The organism is Streptomyces sp. IMTB 2501 (assembly GCF_001953885.1).
Lineage (GTDB): Bacteria > Actinomycetota > Actinomycetes > Streptomycetales > Streptomycetaceae > Streptomyces.
Window position 1 is genome coordinate 59,275 of the sequence record NZ_MQUS01000037.1, and the last position, 18,541, is coordinate 77,815.

An 18,541-nucleotide genomic window follows, 5' to 3' on the forward strand; every position below is an offset into this window, starting at 1 on the left:
CGGCCACCGATCTCCGTGGGCTCGCGGGGCCCTCGGGGCCGTAGCCGAGCCGGATCACCATCTGGACGTGTGCCATGGCCGAGACGGGACGCGGACGGCCCACCGAAACTCCGGCCACTCCAGCGGCTGGGACGTGACCGAGGTGACCAGTCCGTCCGCGGTGGCCTGGAGCAGGACCCGCTCCAGTGCCTGACCCGCACGCAGCCAGTCCGCGGGCTGGTCGTAGGTCGTGCCCAACAGGGCGATGTTCGGGTGCCTCTCGAAGGAGGCCCAGCCGCGCCCGGGCACCGGGCGGCCGGCCGCGAAGTCGCGCACCGGCGCCGAGGTACCGCTCTGGCGAGGACCGAAGGCCTCGGCGGGGATGCCGTCGGTCGCCCCGGCGGCGCCAGACGGCTCGGTACGCGACCACCGCGCGGTTTCCTCGCGTATGCCCGGGTCGACCGCTTCCCTGCCCTCGGCGTCCTGTACCAGGTCCAGGACCGACCGCACATGCCAGGCGCCCGGAAACAGCAGCTGTGCTCCCTCGGCGCGGGCCGCCTCGTACAGTCGCTCGGTCACGAGGGCGGGGATTTCCTCGTCGCGGTAGGGCACGCGGCTGGAGTGCCGGCGGCGGATCGCGGGGCGCAGCCGGGTGAGCGCCGCGTCGGGTGCTCCGGTGCCGCACAGATGCAGCTCGGCGAGGAACTCCGGGTAGGCCGGGTCGGGCAGCAGCCGGACGACCGGTGCCAGCCCCGCCGCCGCGGCGGCCGCGCGCAGGTTGAGCAGGGCNNGGCGTCCGCCACGAGCGCCGTGACGGTGCTCACGTCAGGGGGTTGTACGGTCACGATGGCCTCCCTTCGTGCCGGTCCGGCGGCTCACCCGGGGGACGGGACGGCGATGACAGGGCAGCGGGCGTGGTGCAGTACACCTTGGCTGACCGAGCCCAGCAGCATGCCGGTGAAACCTCCGCGCCCCCGGGTCCCGACGACCAGGCCCAGCGCATGCGCCGAGGCCTCGGTGAGGACCTGGACGGGATGCCCGACGACCAGCTCATGGCGCAGGTCCACCTCGGGGAAGCGGTCGCGACGGCCCGCCACGATCTCCGAGAGCAGCCGCCGGCCCTCCTGCTGCGGCGCGTGCTCGTCGAAGATCCTGAGCGGGCCGGGCTCCCAGACGAACAGGGCCCGCAGCGCGGCACCGCGCAGGGCCGCCTCCTCGAACGCCACGTCGACGGCGGCGGCGGAGTGCACACTGCCGTCGACGCCGACCACGAGGTACGCGGGGTCCTGAGTGATGTGTTCCGGCTCGGGCACGACCACCAGTGGGCAGCGCGTGTGAGCCATGACCGGCAGGGCGACCGACGCGGAACCGAACACCTCCCGGGTCCGGCTCAGGTGGTGTGATCCCAGGACGACGGCGGTGGCGTCGCGACTCTGCTCGCGCAGCACCCACACCGGGTCGCCCTCCGTAAGCAGGGTGTCCACCTCTAGCTGCGGGTGCCGGGCCGTGACGAAGCTCGCGGCCTCCTCCAGCACCTGCTTCCCGGTCCTGTGCAGCGCCTCGTTCCACTCCTCCCAGGACGGCGGCACCTCGCGCCTCCGATAGCCCCTGGTCGGAACGCCCTCGGCGTGGACGGCACGCAACGGAAGCCGGCGGCGGGCGGCCTCGTCAGCGGCCCAGGCCAGCGCCGTCCGCCGGGACGGATCGGGATCGACGCCCACCACGATCGGGAGGCGGTCACCGGGCCGGGACATGGTCGTCTCCAGCCGTCAACTCATCGGAAACACAAGCCAGGTCAGGGTCGGCAGCAGGTACGGCCCGGTCGTTCTCTTGAAATGGTGCGGGAGCGGACATCGCCCTCGCCTCCTCCCGGCGGTGGCGCGGACGAACGCCGCCGCCAATTCCATGGAAGGCCCCGCTGAGGCCTGCCTGACATGGGCCATTGGTCCCCACAGCGGACCCGTCGGCCCTGGCACCTGGACCGGTCATGGTGTGCGGGCTGGGAGCGCGCAGGGGGCGAGAACAGCGGCGTTCCGGCGCAGCCGGGCTTCGGTGTCGGAGCGCACCATGGCCGTCAGGTGGTCCAGAGCCCGGGACCGGACCGGCGGGACCGGCTCGGGGTCCTCGATCCGCCGGGCCGGTTCGGGCAGAGCGGCGACATCCTCGCGGAATCGCTCGCGGGCGTCCTGCCAGTGGTCCGGCGGTCCGGTCCGGCGCCCGTCCCGCATGACGGTGCGCAGCAGCGGCTGCGCGGAGTCCGGCAGGTCCTCCCGTGCCAGGGCGATGACGCCGGGGGTCCGGCACGGCGGAAGACCTGCTTGGAGGACGACCGCCACGTCATGCGCGCCGAGCTTTCGGGGATAGCCGCGGAGGACATCGACGTCGTGATCGGCGACGGGGTGCTGACGGTTCAGGCCGAGCGCTCCGAACGGAACGTGGACAAGAACCACAGCGAGATCCGGTACGGCTCGATGAGCCGCAGCGTCACTCTGCCCGCCGGCACCGACGCGGATGATGTATGTCAAAGCCGATCACACCGACGGCATGCTGACCGTCAGCGTGGGTCTGGGCGCCGAGAAGGCGGAGGCCAGGCACGTCGGGATCCGGCACGGCAGCTGACGAGGACGTCTCCGTCCGCGGCGGGCCCCGAGCGGGCCTGCCGTCGTCCGCCGATCTCCCGCCCCAGTCACCGGGCGCCGCGCGAAGCGGCCCAGCGGCGCCGGACCGCCTCCTCGTGCTCGCCCTCCTCCAGCGCCAGTTCCACCGCCTGAAGCTCCCCCCGTAGCCGGGGGATCCAGTGCCGGCGCAGGGCGCGGACCCGCTGCCGGGTGCGTACGGCCTCGGCGGCGAGCAACTCCGCCGCCGCCTGGTGGGCGGCGTGATCCAGTGCGGCGCGGACCGCCGCGCGGTACGCAGCTTCGGCATGCGCCAGCGCGGTGTTCGGCGGCGTCCGCTCATCGGGTGTGCGGAGGGGGTCCGTCCAGGACACGGTCGCCGGATGCCGCACGCCCATCAGCGTGGCCCACTCGATGTCGATACGGGCCCGGTCCGCCGGGGCCGCCTCGGCCAGAGCCTCCTCGCCGCCGAGCAGCACCCCGCGCACCAGCCAGCCGTCCGCCTCGACGAGCCGCTCCCGCCACATCCGGCCTGCCTCCTCCGCCGTACGGCGCGCCACGCGCTCCCGGTCCATCAGCAGCCGGAGCTTGCGTTCCAGCAGATCCGCTCCGCGCAGCGCGGTCTTAAGGCTGCGGCGCAGGCGCAGCCGCCCGGCCCGGCCTGCCGGGACGCGGCTTCCGCGGCCGCTCATGGTGCCTCACCCGGCCCCGCCGCGCCGGCCTGACGGGCGTCGAGCAGGTCGGCGGGGAGCATGCCGAGCTGACTGCGTGGCAGCGTCAGCAATACGTCCCAGGCCCGGTCCAAGGAATCGTCGAGTGAGCGGTTCTCGTCCACGGCCTGGGCGAGGAACCGCTCCCGGAAGGCGTCCTCCAGGTCGAGATGGCGCAGGTCGGTCGGACTGAGCGCCGGACGTCCGATCAGGTCGGCGAGCTCTCGTACCTGCCGGGACCGGGCCAGCGCGGCGACCAGCTGCGCGGCGACGTCCGGATGATCGGCGCGGGTCCGGCCCGGCCCGGCTCCCTTGCGCATCAGGCGCGACAGCGAGGCCAGTGGGTCGACGGGCGGATACGCCCCGGCGGCGTACACCTCGGCGGACAGCACGATCTGCCCCTCCGTGATGTATCCGGTGAGATCGGGGACGGGGTGGGTGATGTCACCCGCCGGCATCGTCAGGAACGGAAGGACGGTCACCGAACCCGGTCGGCCCCTGATCCTGCCGCAGCGCTCGTAGAGGGACGCGAGATCGCTGTACAGGTAACCGGGGTAGGCGCGGCGGGCGGGGATCTCGCCGCGTGCGGCGGACACCTCGCGCAGTGCCTCGCAGTAGGCCGTCATGTCCGTCATCACCACCAGGACGTGCCGACCCTCTGTGAACGCGAGGTGCTCGGCGACCGTCAGCGCGATGCGCGGGGTGAGCAGCCGCTCGATGACCGGGTCGTCGGCGGTGTTGAGCAGCAGGACCAGTTCCCGTGCCGCCGAGCGCTCCGCCAGCCCGCCGCGGACGAAGGCCGCGTCGGCGTGGGTGAGGCCCATCCCGGCGAAGACGACGGCGAACGCCTCGCCCCCGCAGGTCGCTTGGGCCGCGATCTGCACCGCCAGTTCCAGATGCGGCAGGCCCGCCGCTGAGAAAACCGGCAGCTTCTGGCCGCGCACCAGGGTGGTGAGCACGTCCACGGCGGACACGCCGGTCAGCACCGGCTCGTTCGGCGGTTCCCGGCGCACCGGGTTGATCGGCGCGCCGCTCACTGCCGCATCCGCCCCGCCCAGCACCGGCGGCCCGCCGTCGGCCGGTTCGCCCCGCCCGTCGCACACCCGGCCCAGCCAGCCGGCGCCGACCGGGATCCGCAGCGGCGTACCCGAGAAGGCGATGCGGGTGCCGGAGCGGTCCATGCCGGCCGTATCCTCCAGGACCTGCACCACGGCGAGGTCCCGGTCCACCTCCAGAACCAGCCCATGGCGTCGTTCACCCGAGTCGAGGGCGATCGTGGCGAACTCGTCCCAGCCGACCCCGCGCACGCCTTCCACGACCACGAGCGGGCCGCGTAGTTCCCGCACCCCTGTGTACTCGACGTCCGCGAACCCGCTCACGCTGCCGTCGCCGCCTTCGCCAGCCGTTCCAGCACGGTGTCGCGGGCCGCCGCCACCGGAGCGGTCTCGGCCGGGCCGGCGCTCTCGCGGGCCCGCAGCAGCGGGGTGAAGTCGACCGCCTCGACGGCGTCCGCTCCCGTACCGGAGTCCACCAGGTCCAGACAGCGGTCGATCACCGTGAGCGTGGCCTCCACCAGGGCCGCCGTCTTCTCGGGTGTGCTGTAGGCGTCCGTCGGCGACAGGGCGCTCTGCTGGATCACGGCCTCGCGCAGCAGCCGCCCGGCGAGCACACTGATCCGCTCGCGCGGTGGCAGGGCAGTGATGCCGACCAGTTCCACGAGATCGGCCAGCCGGTCCGCCTCGGCCAGCAGCCGCGCCACGCGTCCCCGCCTGCCCGCCCAGTCCGGGTCACCCGCCCGCGCATACGCGGCGGCCACCGCGCCGGCGTCCCGGGAGAAGGAGTCTGTCCAGGAGACCGCCGGATAGTGGCGGGCGTAGGCGAGGTCGCGGTCCAGACTCCACAGGCAGCGCACGAACCGCTCGGTGTGCGCGGTGACCGGCTCGGTGCGGTCGCCGCCCGGAGGGGACACGGCCCCGAGCACCGTGACGGATCCGGGCGCGCCGCCGAGGGTGCGCACGGCGGCGGCCCGCTCGTAGAACGCGGCCAGTTCGGAGGCGAGCCCTGCGGGATAACCTTCCTCGGCGGGCAGTTCGCCCATACGGGAGGCGAACTCGCGCAGCGCCTCCGCCCAGCGGGAGGTCGAGTCGGCGATGACGACGACGTCGAGGCCCATGTCACGGAAGTACTCGGCGACCGTGGCCCCCGTGTGCACGCTCGCCTCGCGGGCCATCATCGGCATGTTGGAGGTGTTCGCGATCGTCACCGTGCGCTCCGACAGCCGCCCTCCGGTGCGTGGGTCGGCCAGCTCCGCCAACTCCTCGATGACGTCCGCCATTTCGTTGCCGCGTTCGCCGCAGCCGACGTAGACGATGACGTCGGCGTCGCACCACTTCGCGATCTGCTGGAGCAGCATGGTCTTGCCCGTGCCGAAGCCGCCGGGGACGGCGACCGTGCTGCCCCTGGCCACCGGGAAGAGCAGGTCGACGGCCCGCTGCCCGGTGTGCAGCGGCAGACCGGCGGGGAGCCGTTCGGCGACCGGGCGAGGCCTGCGGACCGGCCAGGTCTGGGCCATGCGTACCTCGTGCCCGTCCACGGTGGCGAGCACGGTGCCGGCCGGGTACTTGCGCGCCTCCGCGACCGTTTCCACGACGCCGGAACGGCCGGGCGGCACGAGCAGCCGCAAGGGCACCGGCGCCGCGATCTCGCCGAGGACGTCACCGGCGCTCACCCGCGCCCCCTGGGTCACGCGTGGTGTGAACGGCCAGGCGCGCATGTCCGGCGCGCGGTCCGGGCCGCCGGGCAGGAGCAGGTCGCCGGCCCCCGACAGCGGACGCAGCAGGCCGTCGTAGACACCTCCGAGCAGCCCGGGGCCCAGCTGCACCGACAGCGGCCGGCCTTGTGGCTCGACCGGATGCCCCGGCGCCAGGCCGCCCGTGTACTCGTAGGCCTGGACGGTGGCTGTGTCGCCGTGGACGGCGACCACTTCGCCCGGCAGCCGGTCGGCACCGAGCAGTACGAGGTCGTGCATGGCCACGGTGGCAGGGCACTCCATCTCCACCAGCGGCCCGGCGACCCGCAGGATGCGCGGGAACGCGGCGGGGGCCTCGGGAAGAGTCACGGCCGGTCCCAGAGGCTCTCGATCAGCACGCCCAGCCGCGTGAGGGCGCGGCCGGCGAGGGTGTCCGCGGACAGGTCGAGGTGGCGTCCGGGCACGTCGGCGGTCACTCCGCCGCCTGGTACGGCCGTGATGCGCGCGTCCGCGCCCAGCAGCGCTCGGGCTGTCTCCGCGCAACGGGCGGACGTGACGGCACCGTCGGCCAGCGCTTGCCGCACACCGGCGCGCACCTCGGCCCGGAGGTCCGCGTACACCTCGGCGCGGGCGGCGAGTTCCCGGGCCCAGGCATCTTCGGCCGCGCGCACCCGTTCTCGGGCGGCCGCAGCGTGTCCGTCCGCCGCGCCGAGGTCCCGGGCCTTCGCGAGTATCCGCTCCGCGGTGCCGCGCGCGAGGCGCAGGGTCTCGTCCGCGTCGGCCCGCGCCCGGTCCAGGACGGCGTCGGCGTCGGCCCGGGCCGCGCGCAGCAGTTCGGCGCGTACGGGGTCCAGAGCGTCGGACGGTGCCGTCATCCGGGCATCACCACCGTCAGCGGCCGGGACGGGTCCGGCTCCGTCACCGCGGCTCCCAGGACCTCGGCGGCCGACGCCGTCAGGATCACCAGGCCGATACCGCCGGGAAGGTCCTGCCAGGCCCGCCGGACGGCGTCCGGATCCTCCGCGACCAGGACGTCGACCCCGGCCAGAGCCAGCCCGCTCACGCTCGTCCGCGTGCCGATGGCGGCGACAGTGCCCACCGTCATGCCTTCCCGATCAGCAGGATGGCGACCACCAGCCCGTACACGGCGATGCCCTCAGCCAGGCCGACGATCACGATCGCCCGGCCGAACATCTCCGGGCGTTCGCTCAGCGCGGCAAGGGCGGCGGCTCCCGTGTAGGCGACCGCGATGGCGGCCCCGATGGAGGCCCCGGCCACCGCGATGGCCGCCCCGATCAGGGCGGATCCGTTGACGCCGCCCGAAGCCGCGGCCTGGGCCGAGGCCTGCGCGGAGCCGGCGAGCGCCGTGGCGAGGACGACGCCCGCGCCCGCCAGCAGGGCGAGGTTCGTCAGCAGCAGCCAGCGGAACGCGTGTCTGGTCCGGCGCCGACGCAGCAGCCGTACGGCAGCGAGCACCGCCACGAGGACCGGCAGGACGATCAGCCAGGTGAGCATGGGATCACCTTCGTAGGAGCGCGTCGGCAGGTTCCGCCGGCGGAACGTGCCAGGGACGGAACGGACGGCCCTCCGTCTCGAAGAGCCGGGAGAAGAGCTCGTAGAACTCCAGCCGCAGCGCCTGCACACCGGCCACCAGGGCCTCCAGGCCGAAGGAGAGAGCGGTCCCCAGGCCGAACAGCAACACGGCGCTGACCATCCCTGCCGCCCCGTGTCCGCCCAGGCCTTGGGTACCGCGCCACACCACGTCGGCGAGGGCGGCGTGGGTGAGACCGAAGGCCGCGAGCCGGGCGAAGGAGAGGGTGTTGGCGCCCGTGCGCACGACGACGTCGAAGAGCCGTACGGCCGTCTCGGCCAGGCCCGCGCCACCGCCCGCGGTCGCCCGGAACAGGCCGAACCCCACCAGCGCCAGCCCGGCGATCGCGCACGCGGCCCCGCCCACGGCAGGCGACGGCAGGTGCAGGATCAGGCCTGCTGCGGCAAGCGCGAGCCCCAGGTAGAACAACAGCCCGGCGAAACCGGACGCCGTATACAGAGCCGATGCCCAACCACCCTCCCGCAGACGGTTGATGGCGCCCGTGGCATGCGCGAGGGCCAGCAGCCCGGCGCCGAAGACCACCGCTGCGGCGACCAGCCGGGCCGGGCTGTCCAACGGGGCCAGCCACAGCACCGGCAGCAGGCCCGTCGGCCCGAAGAACTCCCCGTAGGCGGCACCCGCGAGCATGGCGGCCAGACCGGCGCCCGCGAGGAACGGCCACAGCCGACGCAGCCGGGCAAGCCGCTGCGGCCGACCGAGACGCAGCGCCAGCGCAGCGAGTACCAACAGGGCCCCGTGGCCGACGTCACCGAACATGATCCCGAACATCGCAACCCAGGTGAGGCCCGCCGGCCAGGACGGGTCGAGGTCCGCGTACGGCGGTGTGCCGTACGTCGTCACCAGCGGCGTGAACGACACCGGTCCGGAGGGCCGCAGCAGCGTCGGGGGATCGGTGCCGCGCGGGGACGGCAGCGGCACCAGCGCTCCGCCCGCTGCTGTCACCCGCACCGCGACGCTCGGCATCGCGGCCGCCGGGCACCACCCGGCGAGCGCCGCCACCTCCCCGCGCCGTACAGCGCCCTTTGCACGCTCCTCCAGCTGGGCCTCGCCGGCCAGCAGGCCGATATGCCGCCGCTCTTCGAGCTGGTCGAGGTCGGGTGCGGTGACCGCCAGGAGGACCGTACCGCTGCTCTCCGGCCCGGCGGGCTCGCCGCCGCGCCCCTGCACCCGGCGCAGCCGCAGGCCCGCAGGCCCGGGAACCGCCTCCTCCACGCGGTCCAGCTCCACACACCCCGCCTCGGCGATCCGCACGAGCGCGTCCCGCAGCGCCGCCTGCGGCACGACCACCGCCACCCGGCGCATCCGGACCGGTGTCAACCCCTCAGCCCAGGGCATCGAACACCTCCCCGAGTCGCCCGCCCCGGGCCGCCGACTCCAGGGCCGCGCGCACCCGCCAGGCGTCCACGGACAGCACCGCGACCGAGCCGACGACCACCCGGGGTCCGTACCGGCTGCCCCGCAGCATGGCGGTGCCGTCGTCCAGGACTGTGTGCCACCAGCGAGCCTCCGCCCGCCACAGCCCGTCCGGCTCCGCGACGTCCGTCAGCAGCCGCCGAGCCGGCGGCGGCAGGTGCTCGCGGAACTCCTGGTACGAGGGGGCGGTCGGCGCACGCGTCCCGAGGAGCCGGGCCGCGTCGTGCCGCACCGGCTCAAGCAGGGAGCGGCCGTGTACGTACAGTTCACGCGCTGTCAGCAGGGCCGCGCGTCCGACGGCCCAGTTCCGCGCCTGCGGTACGGCGACGGCGGTGCGGTGTGCGGCGGCCATCCGCATGCCGGTGACCAGGGCCCAGGGCGTGTCGTCACCCGGATCTCCCCAGGGGGAGGCGGCGAGCGCGGCGCGCAGTTCCGCCGGAGTCCCGGCCTCTGCCAGCCGTCGCCAAGCGGTCTCCAGCGCCCCGAGCCGGTACGGTTCGAGCGCGTACGCCCTGTCCGGTGCGGACAGCCGGGCGGCCACATTGGCGATCTCGAATCCCGAGACCAGCGGAACGAGCAGACGGGCCCCGCCCGGCGGCAGCCAGCCCGCCAGCACCCTCGCGTGCCACAGCAGCGTCGCGGACACGGCCCGCTGAGCCTCGGGCAGTCCGGCCGCTGCCCGGGTGTACTTCGCGTACGGCGTGCCGGCCAGCTGTTGCAGCGCCCTTCCGAGGGTCACGCAGGACGCGATCTCCCGCGCTCCGGCGGCACCGGGACACCGGTCGACCAGGACCCGCGCCCGGACCGTTCCGGCCACCCATCCGGCACTCATGGCGCCACGCCCGCCCCGGTCGCCAGGCGCAGGGCGTCGGCCACCGCGCCGTCCACCAGCTCGGGCATGCGCCCACGGGCCCGCTCCCGGACCGCCTCGGCGGCCCGGTCACCGGCAGCGCGAACGGCGTCCGCCTCCCGAAGCGCGTCCCGCAGGACGGGTGCCGCGGCCTGGCGTCGTACCTCCGGCGCCCGTTCCCGGGCGGCCGCCACGATGCTCTCCGCCTCCCGCGCGGCGTCCCGCCGGATCGTCTCGGCGGCCTCGTCCGCCGTGGCGCGGATGCGGGCAGCTTCCTGTTGAACGGCTGTCAACTGGGCGAGGGCGGGTTCGAGTTCGGCGGCGCGCTCCGCCGCCCGGTCGACGGGCACGCCGGTGACGGCCGCGCCCGGTGAACCGGTCGGACGGAACCGCTCCAGGAAGTCCCGCAGGCTCATCGGCCGGCCTCCTGACCGTCGGCTGTCGGCTGCTCCTTCAGTGTCACCGTCCTCGCCCCGGGCCGCACCGGGTAGGGCCGCCACGCCGTTCCACCAGGGCCGTTCGGCTCTAGGCGGACGGCGGTGGAGCGCAAGACTGGAACGGTAGGCAACCTGAGGGAGTCCGGAGGCCGCCGTGAACGAGCACACGCACTTCTCTGCGGGGACCGAGGCCCGGCGGGGCCTGCCCTCCCGGCCCTGGAGCCCCGGCGAGGACAGACGGCAGGAGATGCTGGTCCGCTATCTGGGCGCGGTGGCCGCCGCCGCGGCGAAACACGTGGGGGCCGAGGAGCAGCCGCAGCCGGCACCGCAGAGCGGTGCCTCCGGCCCAGCACCGCAGGCCACACCGTCCGCACAGCGGGCCGGCCCGGCGCCCGCCGCCGGGATGCCGCTGGTGCGGGACGTCATGGACGTGCCCGCGGTCTCCCTGCGGGACGACCTGCCCTACCGGGAGATCGCCCGGCTGCTCGCGCGTGAGCACGTCGGTGCCCTACCGGTCGTGGACGTCGAGGACCGGGTGGTGGGGGTCGTCTCGGAGTCGGATCTGCTGGCGAAGGTCGCGTTCGAAGCCTCCGGCCACCGCCCCGGGCGCGTGGGCAGGCTGCGGGAGCGGCGCCTGTCCGGCAAGGCCAAGGGCGAGACGGCCGCCGATCTGATGACCAGCCCCGCGATCACGGTGCTGCCGGGCGCGACCGTCGCCGAGGCCGCGTGGCTCGCCGCACTGTCCCGGCTGAAGCGGATCCCGGTCACGGACAGGCAGGACCGGCTGGTCGGCGTCGTGGGCCGCGATGCGCTGCTTCAGGCCCTCATCAGGGACGATGCCGCCATACAGGCGGAGGTCGAGGACAGCATCCGGGCCGTCTGCACCCCGGGGGACTTCAAGGCCGTCGAGGTGACCGTGCACGACGGAATCGTCGAGCTGGCGGGTCGGGTGCCGTCGGCGACCGGATCCCGGATCGTGGCCGAGGTCGAGGCGATCGCCGACGTGGCCGAGGTCAAGAACCTGCTCACCGCGGCCTGAGACTCAGTGGCGAGAATCGCCGCCTGCACCCGGTGCTGGACGCCGAGCTTGGACAGCAGCCGCGAGATGTGGTTCTTGACGGTTCTCTCGGACAGGTACGGCTTCTTGCCGATCTCCCCCGCTGACAGCGAATGTCAGGTGCAGCGGAGCAGGATCATGAATCCGTAGTCCATGTGGAGCTGTTGGTGGCAGTGGAACAGGGACAGTCCTGGCTGGTCGGCGGTGAAGTCGAGGTCGAGGGTCTGGTAGCCGCCGAGCATGACGACGTCCTTGCGCAGGCCCCGGGTGGGGGTGCCGGCGATGTGAGTGATCTCAAAGGTGTGGCGGTGCAGGTGGAGGGGGTGGATGTCGTCGGACGCGTTGCGCAGCCGCATCCGGTACCGCTTGCCGCGCTGGACGTCTATTACCGGCTTGTTGGTGTCCTGGGAGAAGGGGACGCCGTTGAGGGGCCAGATATTGAAGCCCTTGTCGGCTGCGTTGCGCTTCTCCACCAGCAGGTCGAAGGTGTGGTCGGGTCGCTGCGTTGCGGTGCCGGGACCGGCGAAGGTGCGGTAGTCCCAGCTGAAGGCGGGCGGTGCGGTCCACTGCGGGGAACCGCTGCGGCCGGCGTACTCCACCACGGTGCCCATGCCGGCGTTCCGGTCGTCGTCCGACGTGTCTCCGAGTATCCACACACCCGGGTGGTTCATCTCCACGACGGCCGAGACGCGTTCGGCGGTGCCGATCCACAGCACCGGCACGTCGGTCTGGCGGGGTACCGGGTTGCCGTCGAGCGCGACGACTTCGAAGGTGTGGCCAGGCAGGGCGAGGCTGCGGATCTCGGTGGCGCTGGCGTTGAGGACGTGGAACAGCACGCGCTGTCCGGTCTTGACCTTGATCGGCCGGCCGTGGCCGAGTGTGCGCCCATTGACGCTGAAGACGCGGTAGCCGACCTCGTAGCCGCGCGGCATGCCACGGGCCAGTGAGTCGGCCATGGCCTTCTCGCCCATGCGTTTCAGGTCCAGTACGGGGGAGCCGGCCAGGAAGGTCTGCGGGATGTCCCCGCCGTGGCTGACGGAGGGCTCGAACTCCTTCAGTGTCAGGAACACTTCCTGGTCGTAGGCGCCGGGGCTGGTCTTCGGCTCGATGTAGACCGGGCCGGCCTGACCGGAGTAGGTGCCGCGGGTCAGGTCGCCGTGTGCGGTTACGTGGGTGTGGTAGAAGCGGAAGCCGGCCGGTCCCGGGGTGAAGGACAGCCGTCGCATCCCGTGTGCGGGAATGTAGGGGGTGCCCTCCTCGGCGGCTCCGTCCACGTCGGCGGGGACGCGTTGACCGTGCCAGTGCAGGAGTTCGGGGGTGCCGGTGTCGTTGTGGACGTCGACCACGACCGGGCGGCCTTCGGTGAACCGCAGCAGCGGACCGGGGAACTGGCCGTTGTACGTCGTGGTCGACACTGCCGTACCCGGTGCGAGCTCGACGCGTCCGGTCGCGATCCGCAGCGTGTGGTCCGCCCTGCCCGAGGCAGCGGCCGTGCTCGTCGCCGCCCGTGAGTCGCGGCCGGTCACCGCAGCGGTAGCCGCTCCGGCCAGCACGGCGGCGCCGCCCAGCCTGAGGGCGTCGCGACGAGAGACGGTCACGGTTCTGCTCCCTTCCCTGCTTCCCGGCCCAACTGGTTCAGACCGGACAGGCGTTGTCTTCTGTAGCGTGGCCAGTGCCAGTAGTGCCTTTGCGTCCGGTACCGCTGGCTTCTGGCCGTCACCGTGTTGCGCGTGATTGTCGTGCGGTGCCGGTGGTCAGAGGTGACCTGCCACGAAGTGGGCTACCTGCATGCCGAGTTGCTGTCCCGCGCTGTTGTCGATGGAGGTGTGCTGGCCGGCCCAGATCCGGGTGAGCCATGCTTCAGTGGCAGCGTCCTGGAAGCCGGCATAGGTTCGGGTGGTGCCTTTCGATGTCACCGTGAGGTGATGCCGTGCACCGTACAGGCCGGTGAGCGTCGTTGCCGCTGCCTGGCTGAGGGCGGCGTGAGCGCTGGGATAGGACGGATCCGGCGCGGTCGTCAGCAGGGGGCTCCAGCTGGGATCGCCGACGATGCGCGGGTTGTAGTGCGTACTGCCGAGTCGCACGGCGGTCACGGGCCGCCATATGCGGTAGGCGTACTTGGCGTCGTACAGCGCGATCGTGGTGTCGGCGAGGGACAGGTCGAGCCGGGCGAAGACCTTCACCGCGTTGTCCAGGCTGGCGTTCTGTGAGGTGACGAGGTTCTGCGCGATCTCGTTCCAGACGTTCCAGACGGGCGCGGCCGCCCAGAACTTCGCGGCCGTCGTCTGATCGGGGGTGCGGGTGGTACTGGTCTTGCTCCCCAGGCTCTTGACCTCGTTCAGGGCGGTGGCGTACTCGGCGCTGCTCACGGGCGGCGGCGCTGCCGGGCGGAACTGGCGTCCGCTGGCCAGCACGAACGGCTTGACCGAGCCCCAGTTGGCGAACACCGGTGTCGGGAAGTCGGGAGGGGTGGGCCGGTAGTCACCGGCCTTGTCGTCGGCGCGGAACGGCGGCGGCTGCGCCGAGGACCCGTCGTTAGACCGCAGGCTCATCAGTCGGCGGGCGACTTCGGCTCCGACCGTCGTGCCCGCCTGCTTGTCCGGGCTGCCCGGAATCGCGGACAACTGGCTCTTCAGCCGCTGGTCCACGCCTGCGCGCTCGGTCGGGTAGAGGGCAACCAGCACGTCGTGGGCCGCTTGGTCTGCTGCGGCATCGGCACGAGTGCCGCGCGGCGCCGACACCGAGAACAGGTAGGCGGGGCCGGCCCGGGTGATCGATACCACCGCATCGTACTCGGCGGCCTGGAGGAGGGCGAAGCTGCGCGTGGGCTGGACGGTGGCCGGCTGCGCCTTCGGATCGCCGAGGATGGTGATGAGCTCGCGGTTCCATTCCACGACCGACGTCCCCGACCCCGTGGCCGCGGTCGGCGGGGCTGGTGAGGGAGCGGCACCGGCCCCGAAGGCGGGGCTGATGAGTCCGGCTGCCAGCGCGGTTCCGGCCAGTACGGCGAGTGTCTTTTGCTTTCCACCCATGCTCTGTGGCTCCTTGTCGCCGACGGTGAGCTGTGGCGACCGTGCCCGCACACGGCATCCGTGTGGGCCACGGCGAATCACAGGATCGACGAACACCAGGGAACGAGCGGGGAGTCCGCAGCGCGTGCCGCAAGAAAGCACTCCGGACATCCGCTCCGGAGTGTGAGGGGGATTGCGAAGCCGGTTCCCGTCTGACTGATGCCTGGGCTGGGCCAGTCGTTGACGAGTCACGAACCGGGCTCACCGGGATACCGGCTCATGAGACCCTACGCGTCACCCACACCAACGTCTCGGAGGGCTGACCAGGCGCGTACAGTCCTGCAACCCGATCACCTCTTCACGTCATCAAGGTCGCTTGCCAGATCCAGCGTGCCGGGACCCTGTCCACGCCGCAACTTCGGCACGATCGGACCTTCGAGAGTCGAGGATCACGACGCGTGCGACCTGCTGTTCATCCCCGACAGGTATGGTCTCGCGATCCCGGATGTCGATAGATGGTGGTGCGGAGTGAGCCAGGCGTCGCAGGGCGGCGGAGCCGCTGTGCTGGAGCGGAGGCTGGGCGTTTTCGATGCCGTCGTCATCGGGCTGGGCTCGATGATCGGCGCGGGGGTCTTCGCCGCTCTGGCGCCGGCCGCGCGGGCGGCGGGCTCGGGACTGCTCTTGGGGCTGGCCGTCGCCGCCGTGGTGGCGTACTGCAACGCCACGGCCTCGGCTCGGTTGGCGGCACGCTATCCGCAGTCCGGTGGGACGTATGTGTACGGCCGTGAGCGGCTGGGTGAGTTCTGGGGGTATCTCGCCGGGTGGGGCTTCGTGGTGGGTAAGACGGCCTCGTGCGCGGCGATGGCGCTCACCGTGGGGTCGTATGTGTGGCCGGGCCAGGCGCACGCCGTCGCGGTGGCTGCCGTGGTGGCGCTGACCGCCATCAACTACGTGGGCGTGCAGAAGGCGGCGTGGCTGACGCGGGCGATCGTCGCCGTGGTCCTGGCCGTGCTGGCAGCCGTGGTGGTGGCTTGCCTGACCTCCAGTACTGCTCAGACCGGGCGGCTGGACATCGGGTCGGACGCCTCCGTCACCGGGGTGTTGCAGGCGGCCGGCCTTCTGTTCTTCGCCTTCGCCGGATACGCGCGCATCGCGACCCTGGGCGAAGAGGTGAGGGACCCGGCCCGCACGATTCCCCGGGCCATCCCCCTGGCCCTGGGGATCACATTGATCGTGTACGGAGCGGTCGCCGTGTCCGTGCTGGCGGTCCTCGGCCCGGACGGGCTGGCACAGGAGAGCGCGCCGCTGGCCGAGGCGGTACGGCGGGCCGGGCTGCCGGGGCTGGTGCCGGTGGTTCGGGCCGGGGCGGCGGTGGCGGCACTCGGGTCGTTGCTCGCGCTGATCCTGGGCGTCTCGCGCACCACGCTGGCCATGTCCCGGGACCGTCACCTGCCCCATGCACTGGCCGCTGTGCATCCGCGGTTCAAGGTGCCGTATCGCGCGGAGTTGCTGGTGGGTGCCTTGGTGGTGGTCCTGGCCGCCACCACGGACGTGCGCGGTGCGATCGGATTCTCGTCGTTCGGTGTACTCGCCTACTACGCCGTGGCGAACGCCGCCGCCTGGACCCTGACCGAGGAAGAGAACCGGCCGCCGCGCCTCATCCCCGTCCTCGGGCTGGCCGGCTGTCTGGTCCTGGCCTTCACCCTGCCTGCCACGTCGGTGGCATGGGGAGCGACGGTGCTCGCGCTCGGAGCAGCGGCCTACGGTGTACGCCGACGCCTCACGACACGCCAGGCTTCGTAGGACCCGCGACTGATGAACGCTGGGTGAGAAGCTGTGCCTCGCATCTCCTGTCCGCAGGTCATTACGCCCTAAGGCGTCGTGGTGATCCGGTTTGCCGTTCGGTCGAGCGTCGTTGGACGGGCAGCCGAACGGCAGGCGGGAGGGATCTTCAGACCGCTGCCATGTACGTTTTGGTGCGGTGGTGCTGTCGGCCAGGCAGCGGGACATGAGGGTGATGAAGGCCCGTTGGATGTGGGCTTCGGCATGGGACATGAGGCGTTCGTGGTCCACCACGTTGTGCAGGGCCCACATCGTCCAGGAGTTCGACCGTTCCACCATCCACGTCTTGGGCAGCACGACGAAGCCGTGGGCGTCCCTAGGCCGGGGGACGGCCTTGATGGTGATGCCCACGGTGCCCTGGGCCCAGGTGATGAAGTGCTTGCCGCTGTAGGCGTTGTCGGCCCAGACAGGGACGATTTCGGGGTGTTCGGCGTGGAGCCGGGTGAGCAGAATGCGGGCGGCGGCGCGCTCCTGGATGCCGGCGGGGGACTGACAGGTCGACCAGGACACCGTCCTGGTCAACGATGAGGTGCCGTTTCCTTCCGTTGACCGTCTCTTCCGGATCGAATCCTCGTGTGGCTTTTGACGGACGGGGTGTCGGTGAACACGCGGACTGGTCAGGGGCAGCTGCTGCCGCGCAGACGTAGGCGGCGGAGCTGCTTGAGGATGCGCCGGGACCACTTCTCCAGGGCGCCGCCCTTCGGGGTGCGGCATGCGGGCGTCGGGAGAAGGGGCTTCAGCCTTCCCTCCCCATGTGGCCATCGCACGAGCAGTAACCGCATGCGCCTACAGCCCGTCTGGTGGCCTGGCGGGTGGGACGTCCGGTCCGGTGGGGTGGGCTACCTGCCTGCGGCCGTGTCAGGAGTGTTCAGCCAGCACGGTGAAGGGCTCGATTGAAGATGCTCCTTGCACGCCTCCGTGCCAACGGGATCCGGCGTCCCGGGCGTGACTCCACATCGCCTCAGCAGCGGCCCCCACGATGAGTCCTCCAGCCGCGTTGGCATCACCGAGACGTACGGGGCGGGCGGCGACGCAAGCGACACCGCGTTCACCACAACCCCGGCGGCCTGGCGGCCGGCGGGTTGTGTCATTTTGTCTTGTCGACGGCCAGAACATCGCCTTCATGCACATTCTCCGCAGCGCTCAACACACCCGATCGGGAGCCGTGGCCCCATCACTTTGTCCTTGTCATGCAGGGCTCAGTAGCAGCTTCTGAGGTGTCCCGCCGAGACGAGGCCGGAGCCCTTGATCTGCTTCAGGACGTAGGCGGCGGCTCTGGCCATGCCGGCGTCCAGCAGGGCTTCCTCGTCGTCGAAGGACACCAGCATCAGGCACGTCGGCTCGGGTATCCGGTCGTGCAGTTCGCGGCAGACCGTGATGCCGTCGCCGTCGCCGTCGCGCAGGCGGACGTCCAGCACGGCGACGTGCGGGCGCAGCGCGGGGCCGTCGGTCAGTGCGTGCGCGGCGGTGTCCGCATCGCCGACCACGCTGATGTCCGGTTCGGTGTCGAGCAGATCGGCCGGTCCGCGCTGGACGACTTCGTGGTCGTCCAGCAGGAACACACGGATCGGGTCGTGCTCGGTGAAGGTGCGTGGCTCGGTCAGCCCCCTCGTTCGCCGATGGCGGACAGACTGCGGACTGCCCGTGAAGCCGAGCATGACCCGTCGGCGCCATGGGCACCGGGGCGGATCGGCCCCAGTCGCTCCGGGGTTGTCAGTCACCGCATGGTCGTCTCGCGCGCGAGGTCGAACTGCACGTCCACCACGCCTTCCACGCCCCGCACCAAACGCGCGGCGACCGGGACCAGGGCGCTGTCGCGGATGCGGCCCGTCAGCGTGACGACTCCGTCCTCCACCTCCACCTGGACGGCTGAGGACGAGAGCGGGAAGAGGTACGACACGATCTCGCGCCGGACCTCCTCGGCGATGTCCTTGTCGTCGCGCAGGAAGACCTTGAGCAGGTCGGCCCGGCTGACGATCCCCTGGAGCAGCCCGGCATCGTCGACGACGGGCAGCCGTTTGACCCCGCCCCGCGCCATGATCCGTGCGGCCTCGGCGACCGTGGCGTTCGCCCGGACCGTGACGGCGGGGGAGGACATCAGGTCGCCCGCGGTGGCCGCTTCGGCCTTTGCCACGTCGACCGGCTGACGCAGTTGGAGGTAGGCCGCGTCGGGGTCGTCCCTCAGCTCCTCCTTGGGCAGCAGGTCGGCCTCGGAGACCACGCCGACCACCCGGCCCTCGCCCTCGATCACCGGGAGGGCGCTGAC

General features: G+C 72.3%; 18 protein-coding genes and 2 pseudogenes. 3 read left to right on the plus strand and 17 right to left on the minus strand.

The features are described 5' to 3' along the window. Window positions 1-54: 54 nt before the first annotated feature. From AV521_RS39890 to AV521_RS39900, 3 genes are all read right to left on the minus strand, one after another. Window positions 55-558: a hypothetical protein gene (locus tag AV521_RS39890; RefSeq protein ID WP_256725881.1), complete on the minus strand. Its 504-nt coding sequence runs from the start codon at window positions 556-558 to the stop codon at window positions 55-57. 296 nt (window positions 559-854) lie between these two features. Continuing rightward, on the minus strand, window positions 855-1,733 hold the full coding sequence (locus AV521_RS39895; protein WP_076096018.1) for a universal stress protein: 879 nt from the start codon (window positions 1,731-1,733) through the stop codon (window positions 855-857). A 231-nt stretch (window positions 1,734-1,964) separates the two neighbouring features. Continuing rightward, window positions 1,965-2,429, minus strand: a complete 465-nt coding sequence (locus AV521_RS39900) for a hypothetical protein (protein WP_305965217.1) — start codon at window positions 2,427-2,429, stop codon at window positions 1,965-1,967. On the opposite strand from AV521_RS39900, the gene AV521_RS53035 reads away from it, so the two are divergent. Continuing rightward, window positions 2,319-2,750 carry an Hsp20/alpha crystallin family protein gene (locus tag AV521_RS53035; protein ID WP_076096022.1) on the plus strand — a complete coding sequence of 144 codons (432 nt, stop codon included), beginning with the start codon at window positions 2,319-2,321 and terminating at the stop codon, window positions 2,748-2,750. The genes AV521_RS39900 and AV521_RS53035 overlap by 111 nt on opposite strands. On the opposite strand, the gene AV521_RS39910 is transcribed toward AV521_RS53035, so the two are convergent. Genes AV521_RS39910 through AV521_RS39950 form a run of 9 tightly spaced genes read right to left on the minus strand, consistent with a single transcriptional unit; the run spans window position 2,666 to window position 10,344 of the window. Then, window positions 2,666-3,286: a V-type ATP synthase subunit D gene (locus tag AV521_RS39910; protein ID WP_076096024.1), complete on the minus strand. Its 621-nt coding sequence runs from the start codon at window positions 3,284-3,286 to the stop codon at window positions 2,666-2,668. The two genes, AV521_RS53035 and AV521_RS39910, sit on opposite strands and share 85 nt — an antisense overlap. Then, on the minus strand, window positions 3,283-4,683 hold the full coding sequence (locus AV521_RS39915; RefSeq protein WP_076096027.1) for a V-type ATP synthase subunit B: 1,401 nt from the start codon (window positions 4,681-4,683) through the stop codon (window positions 3,283-3,285). The genes AV521_RS39910 and AV521_RS39915 overlap by 4 nt, the downstream gene beginning before the upstream one ends. After that, complete coding sequence (locus tag AV521_RS39920) at window positions 4,680-6,422, minus strand: V-type ATP synthase subunit A (protein ID WP_256725882.1); 1,743 nt, start codon at window positions 6,420-6,422, stop codon at window positions 4,680-4,682. Before AV521_RS39920 ends, AV521_RS39915 begins: the two co-directional genes overlap by 4 nt. Then, window positions 6,419-6,928 (minus strand): hypothetical protein, encoded by a 510-nt coding sequence (locus AV521_RS39925; RefSeq protein ID WP_076096029.1) that lies wholly within the window; start codon window positions 6,926-6,928, stop codon window positions 6,419-6,421. Before AV521_RS39925 ends, AV521_RS39920 begins: the two co-directional genes overlap by 4 nt. Continuing rightward, window positions 6,925-7,158, minus strand: a complete 234-nt coding sequence (locus tag AV521_RS39930; RefSeq protein WP_076096031.1) for a V-type ATP synthase subunit F — start codon at window positions 7,156-7,158, stop codon at window positions 6,925-6,927. Before AV521_RS39930 ends, AV521_RS39925 begins: the two co-directional genes overlap by 4 nt. Then, window positions 7,155-7,568: an ATP synthase subunit C gene (locus AV521_RS39935; RefSeq protein WP_076096034.1), complete on the minus strand. Its 414-nt coding sequence runs from the start codon at window positions 7,566-7,568 to the stop codon at window positions 7,155-7,157. The genes AV521_RS39930 and AV521_RS39935 overlap by 4 nt, the downstream gene beginning before the upstream one ends. Window positions 7,569-7,572: 4 nt before the next feature. Continuing rightward, window positions 7,573-9,000: a V-type ATPase 116kDa subunit family protein gene (locus AV521_RS39940; protein WP_107481147.1), complete on the minus strand. Its 1,428-nt coding sequence runs from the start codon at window positions 8,998-9,000 to the stop codon at window positions 7,573-7,575. Continuing rightward, window positions 8,987-9,910 carry a hypothetical protein gene (locus AV521_RS39945; RefSeq protein ID WP_076096038.1) on the minus strand — a complete coding sequence of 308 codons (924 nt, stop codon included), beginning with the start codon at window positions 9,908-9,910 and terminating at the stop codon, window positions 8,987-8,989. Before AV521_RS39945 ends, AV521_RS39940 begins: the two co-directional genes overlap by 14 nt. Continuing rightward, window positions 9,907-10,344, minus strand: coding sequence for a hypothetical protein (locus tag AV521_RS39950; protein ID WP_256725883.1), 438 nt, complete (start codon window positions 10,342-10,344; stop codon window positions 9,907-9,909). Before AV521_RS39950 ends, AV521_RS39945 begins: the two co-directional genes overlap by 4 nt. Before the next feature lie 175 nt (window positions 10,345-10,519). On the opposite strand from AV521_RS39950, the gene AV521_RS39955 reads away from it, so the two are divergent. Continuing rightward, window positions 10,520-11,404, plus strand: a complete 885-nt coding sequence (locus AV521_RS39955) for a CBS domain-containing protein (RefSeq protein ID WP_076096041.1) — start codon at window positions 10,520-10,522, stop codon at window positions 11,402-11,404. A gap of 5 nt (window positions 11,405-11,409) precedes the next feature. Here AV521_RS39955 and AV521_RS39960 read toward each other — a convergent pair. The 3 genes and pseudogenes from AV521_RS39960 to AV521_RS39970 all read right to left on the minus strand — a co-directional run. Further along, window positions 11,410-11,532, minus strand: a pseudogene (locus tag AV521_RS39960) (response regulator transcription factor); the annotation flags it as partial. A 6-nt stretch (window positions 11,533-11,538) separates the two neighbouring features. Next, window positions 11,539-13,020, minus strand: coding sequence for a multicopper oxidase family protein (locus AV521_RS39965; RefSeq protein WP_076096043.1), 1,482 nt, complete (start codon window positions 13,018-13,020; stop codon window positions 11,539-11,541). A 156-nt stretch (window positions 13,021-13,176) separates the two neighbouring features. Continuing rightward, window positions 13,177-14,454, minus strand: a complete 1,278-nt coding sequence (locus AV521_RS39970; RefSeq protein ID WP_076096045.1) for a vanadium-dependent haloperoxidase — start codon at window positions 14,452-14,454, stop codon at window positions 13,177-13,179. A gap of 507 nt (window positions 14,455-14,961) precedes the next feature. Between AV521_RS39970 and AV521_RS39975 the strand changes: the two genes are divergently transcribed. Further along, on the plus strand, window positions 14,962-16,236 hold the full coding sequence (locus AV521_RS39975) for an APC family permease (RefSeq protein ID WP_076096048.1): 1,275 nt from the start codon (window positions 14,962-14,964) through the stop codon (window positions 16,234-16,236). A 1,262-nt stretch (window positions 16,237-17,498) separates the two neighbouring features. Here AV521_RS39975 and AV521_RS39985 read toward each other — a convergent pair. After that, window positions 17,499-17,879: pseudogene (locus AV521_RS39985) on the minus strand (response regulator transcription factor); the annotation flags it as partial. A 113-nt stretch (window positions 17,880-17,992) separates the two neighbouring features. Then, window positions 17,993-18,541: CBS domain-containing protein (locus tag AV521_RS39990; RefSeq protein ID WP_076096081.1), on the minus strand; the 549-nt coding region annotated here is incomplete at its 5' end.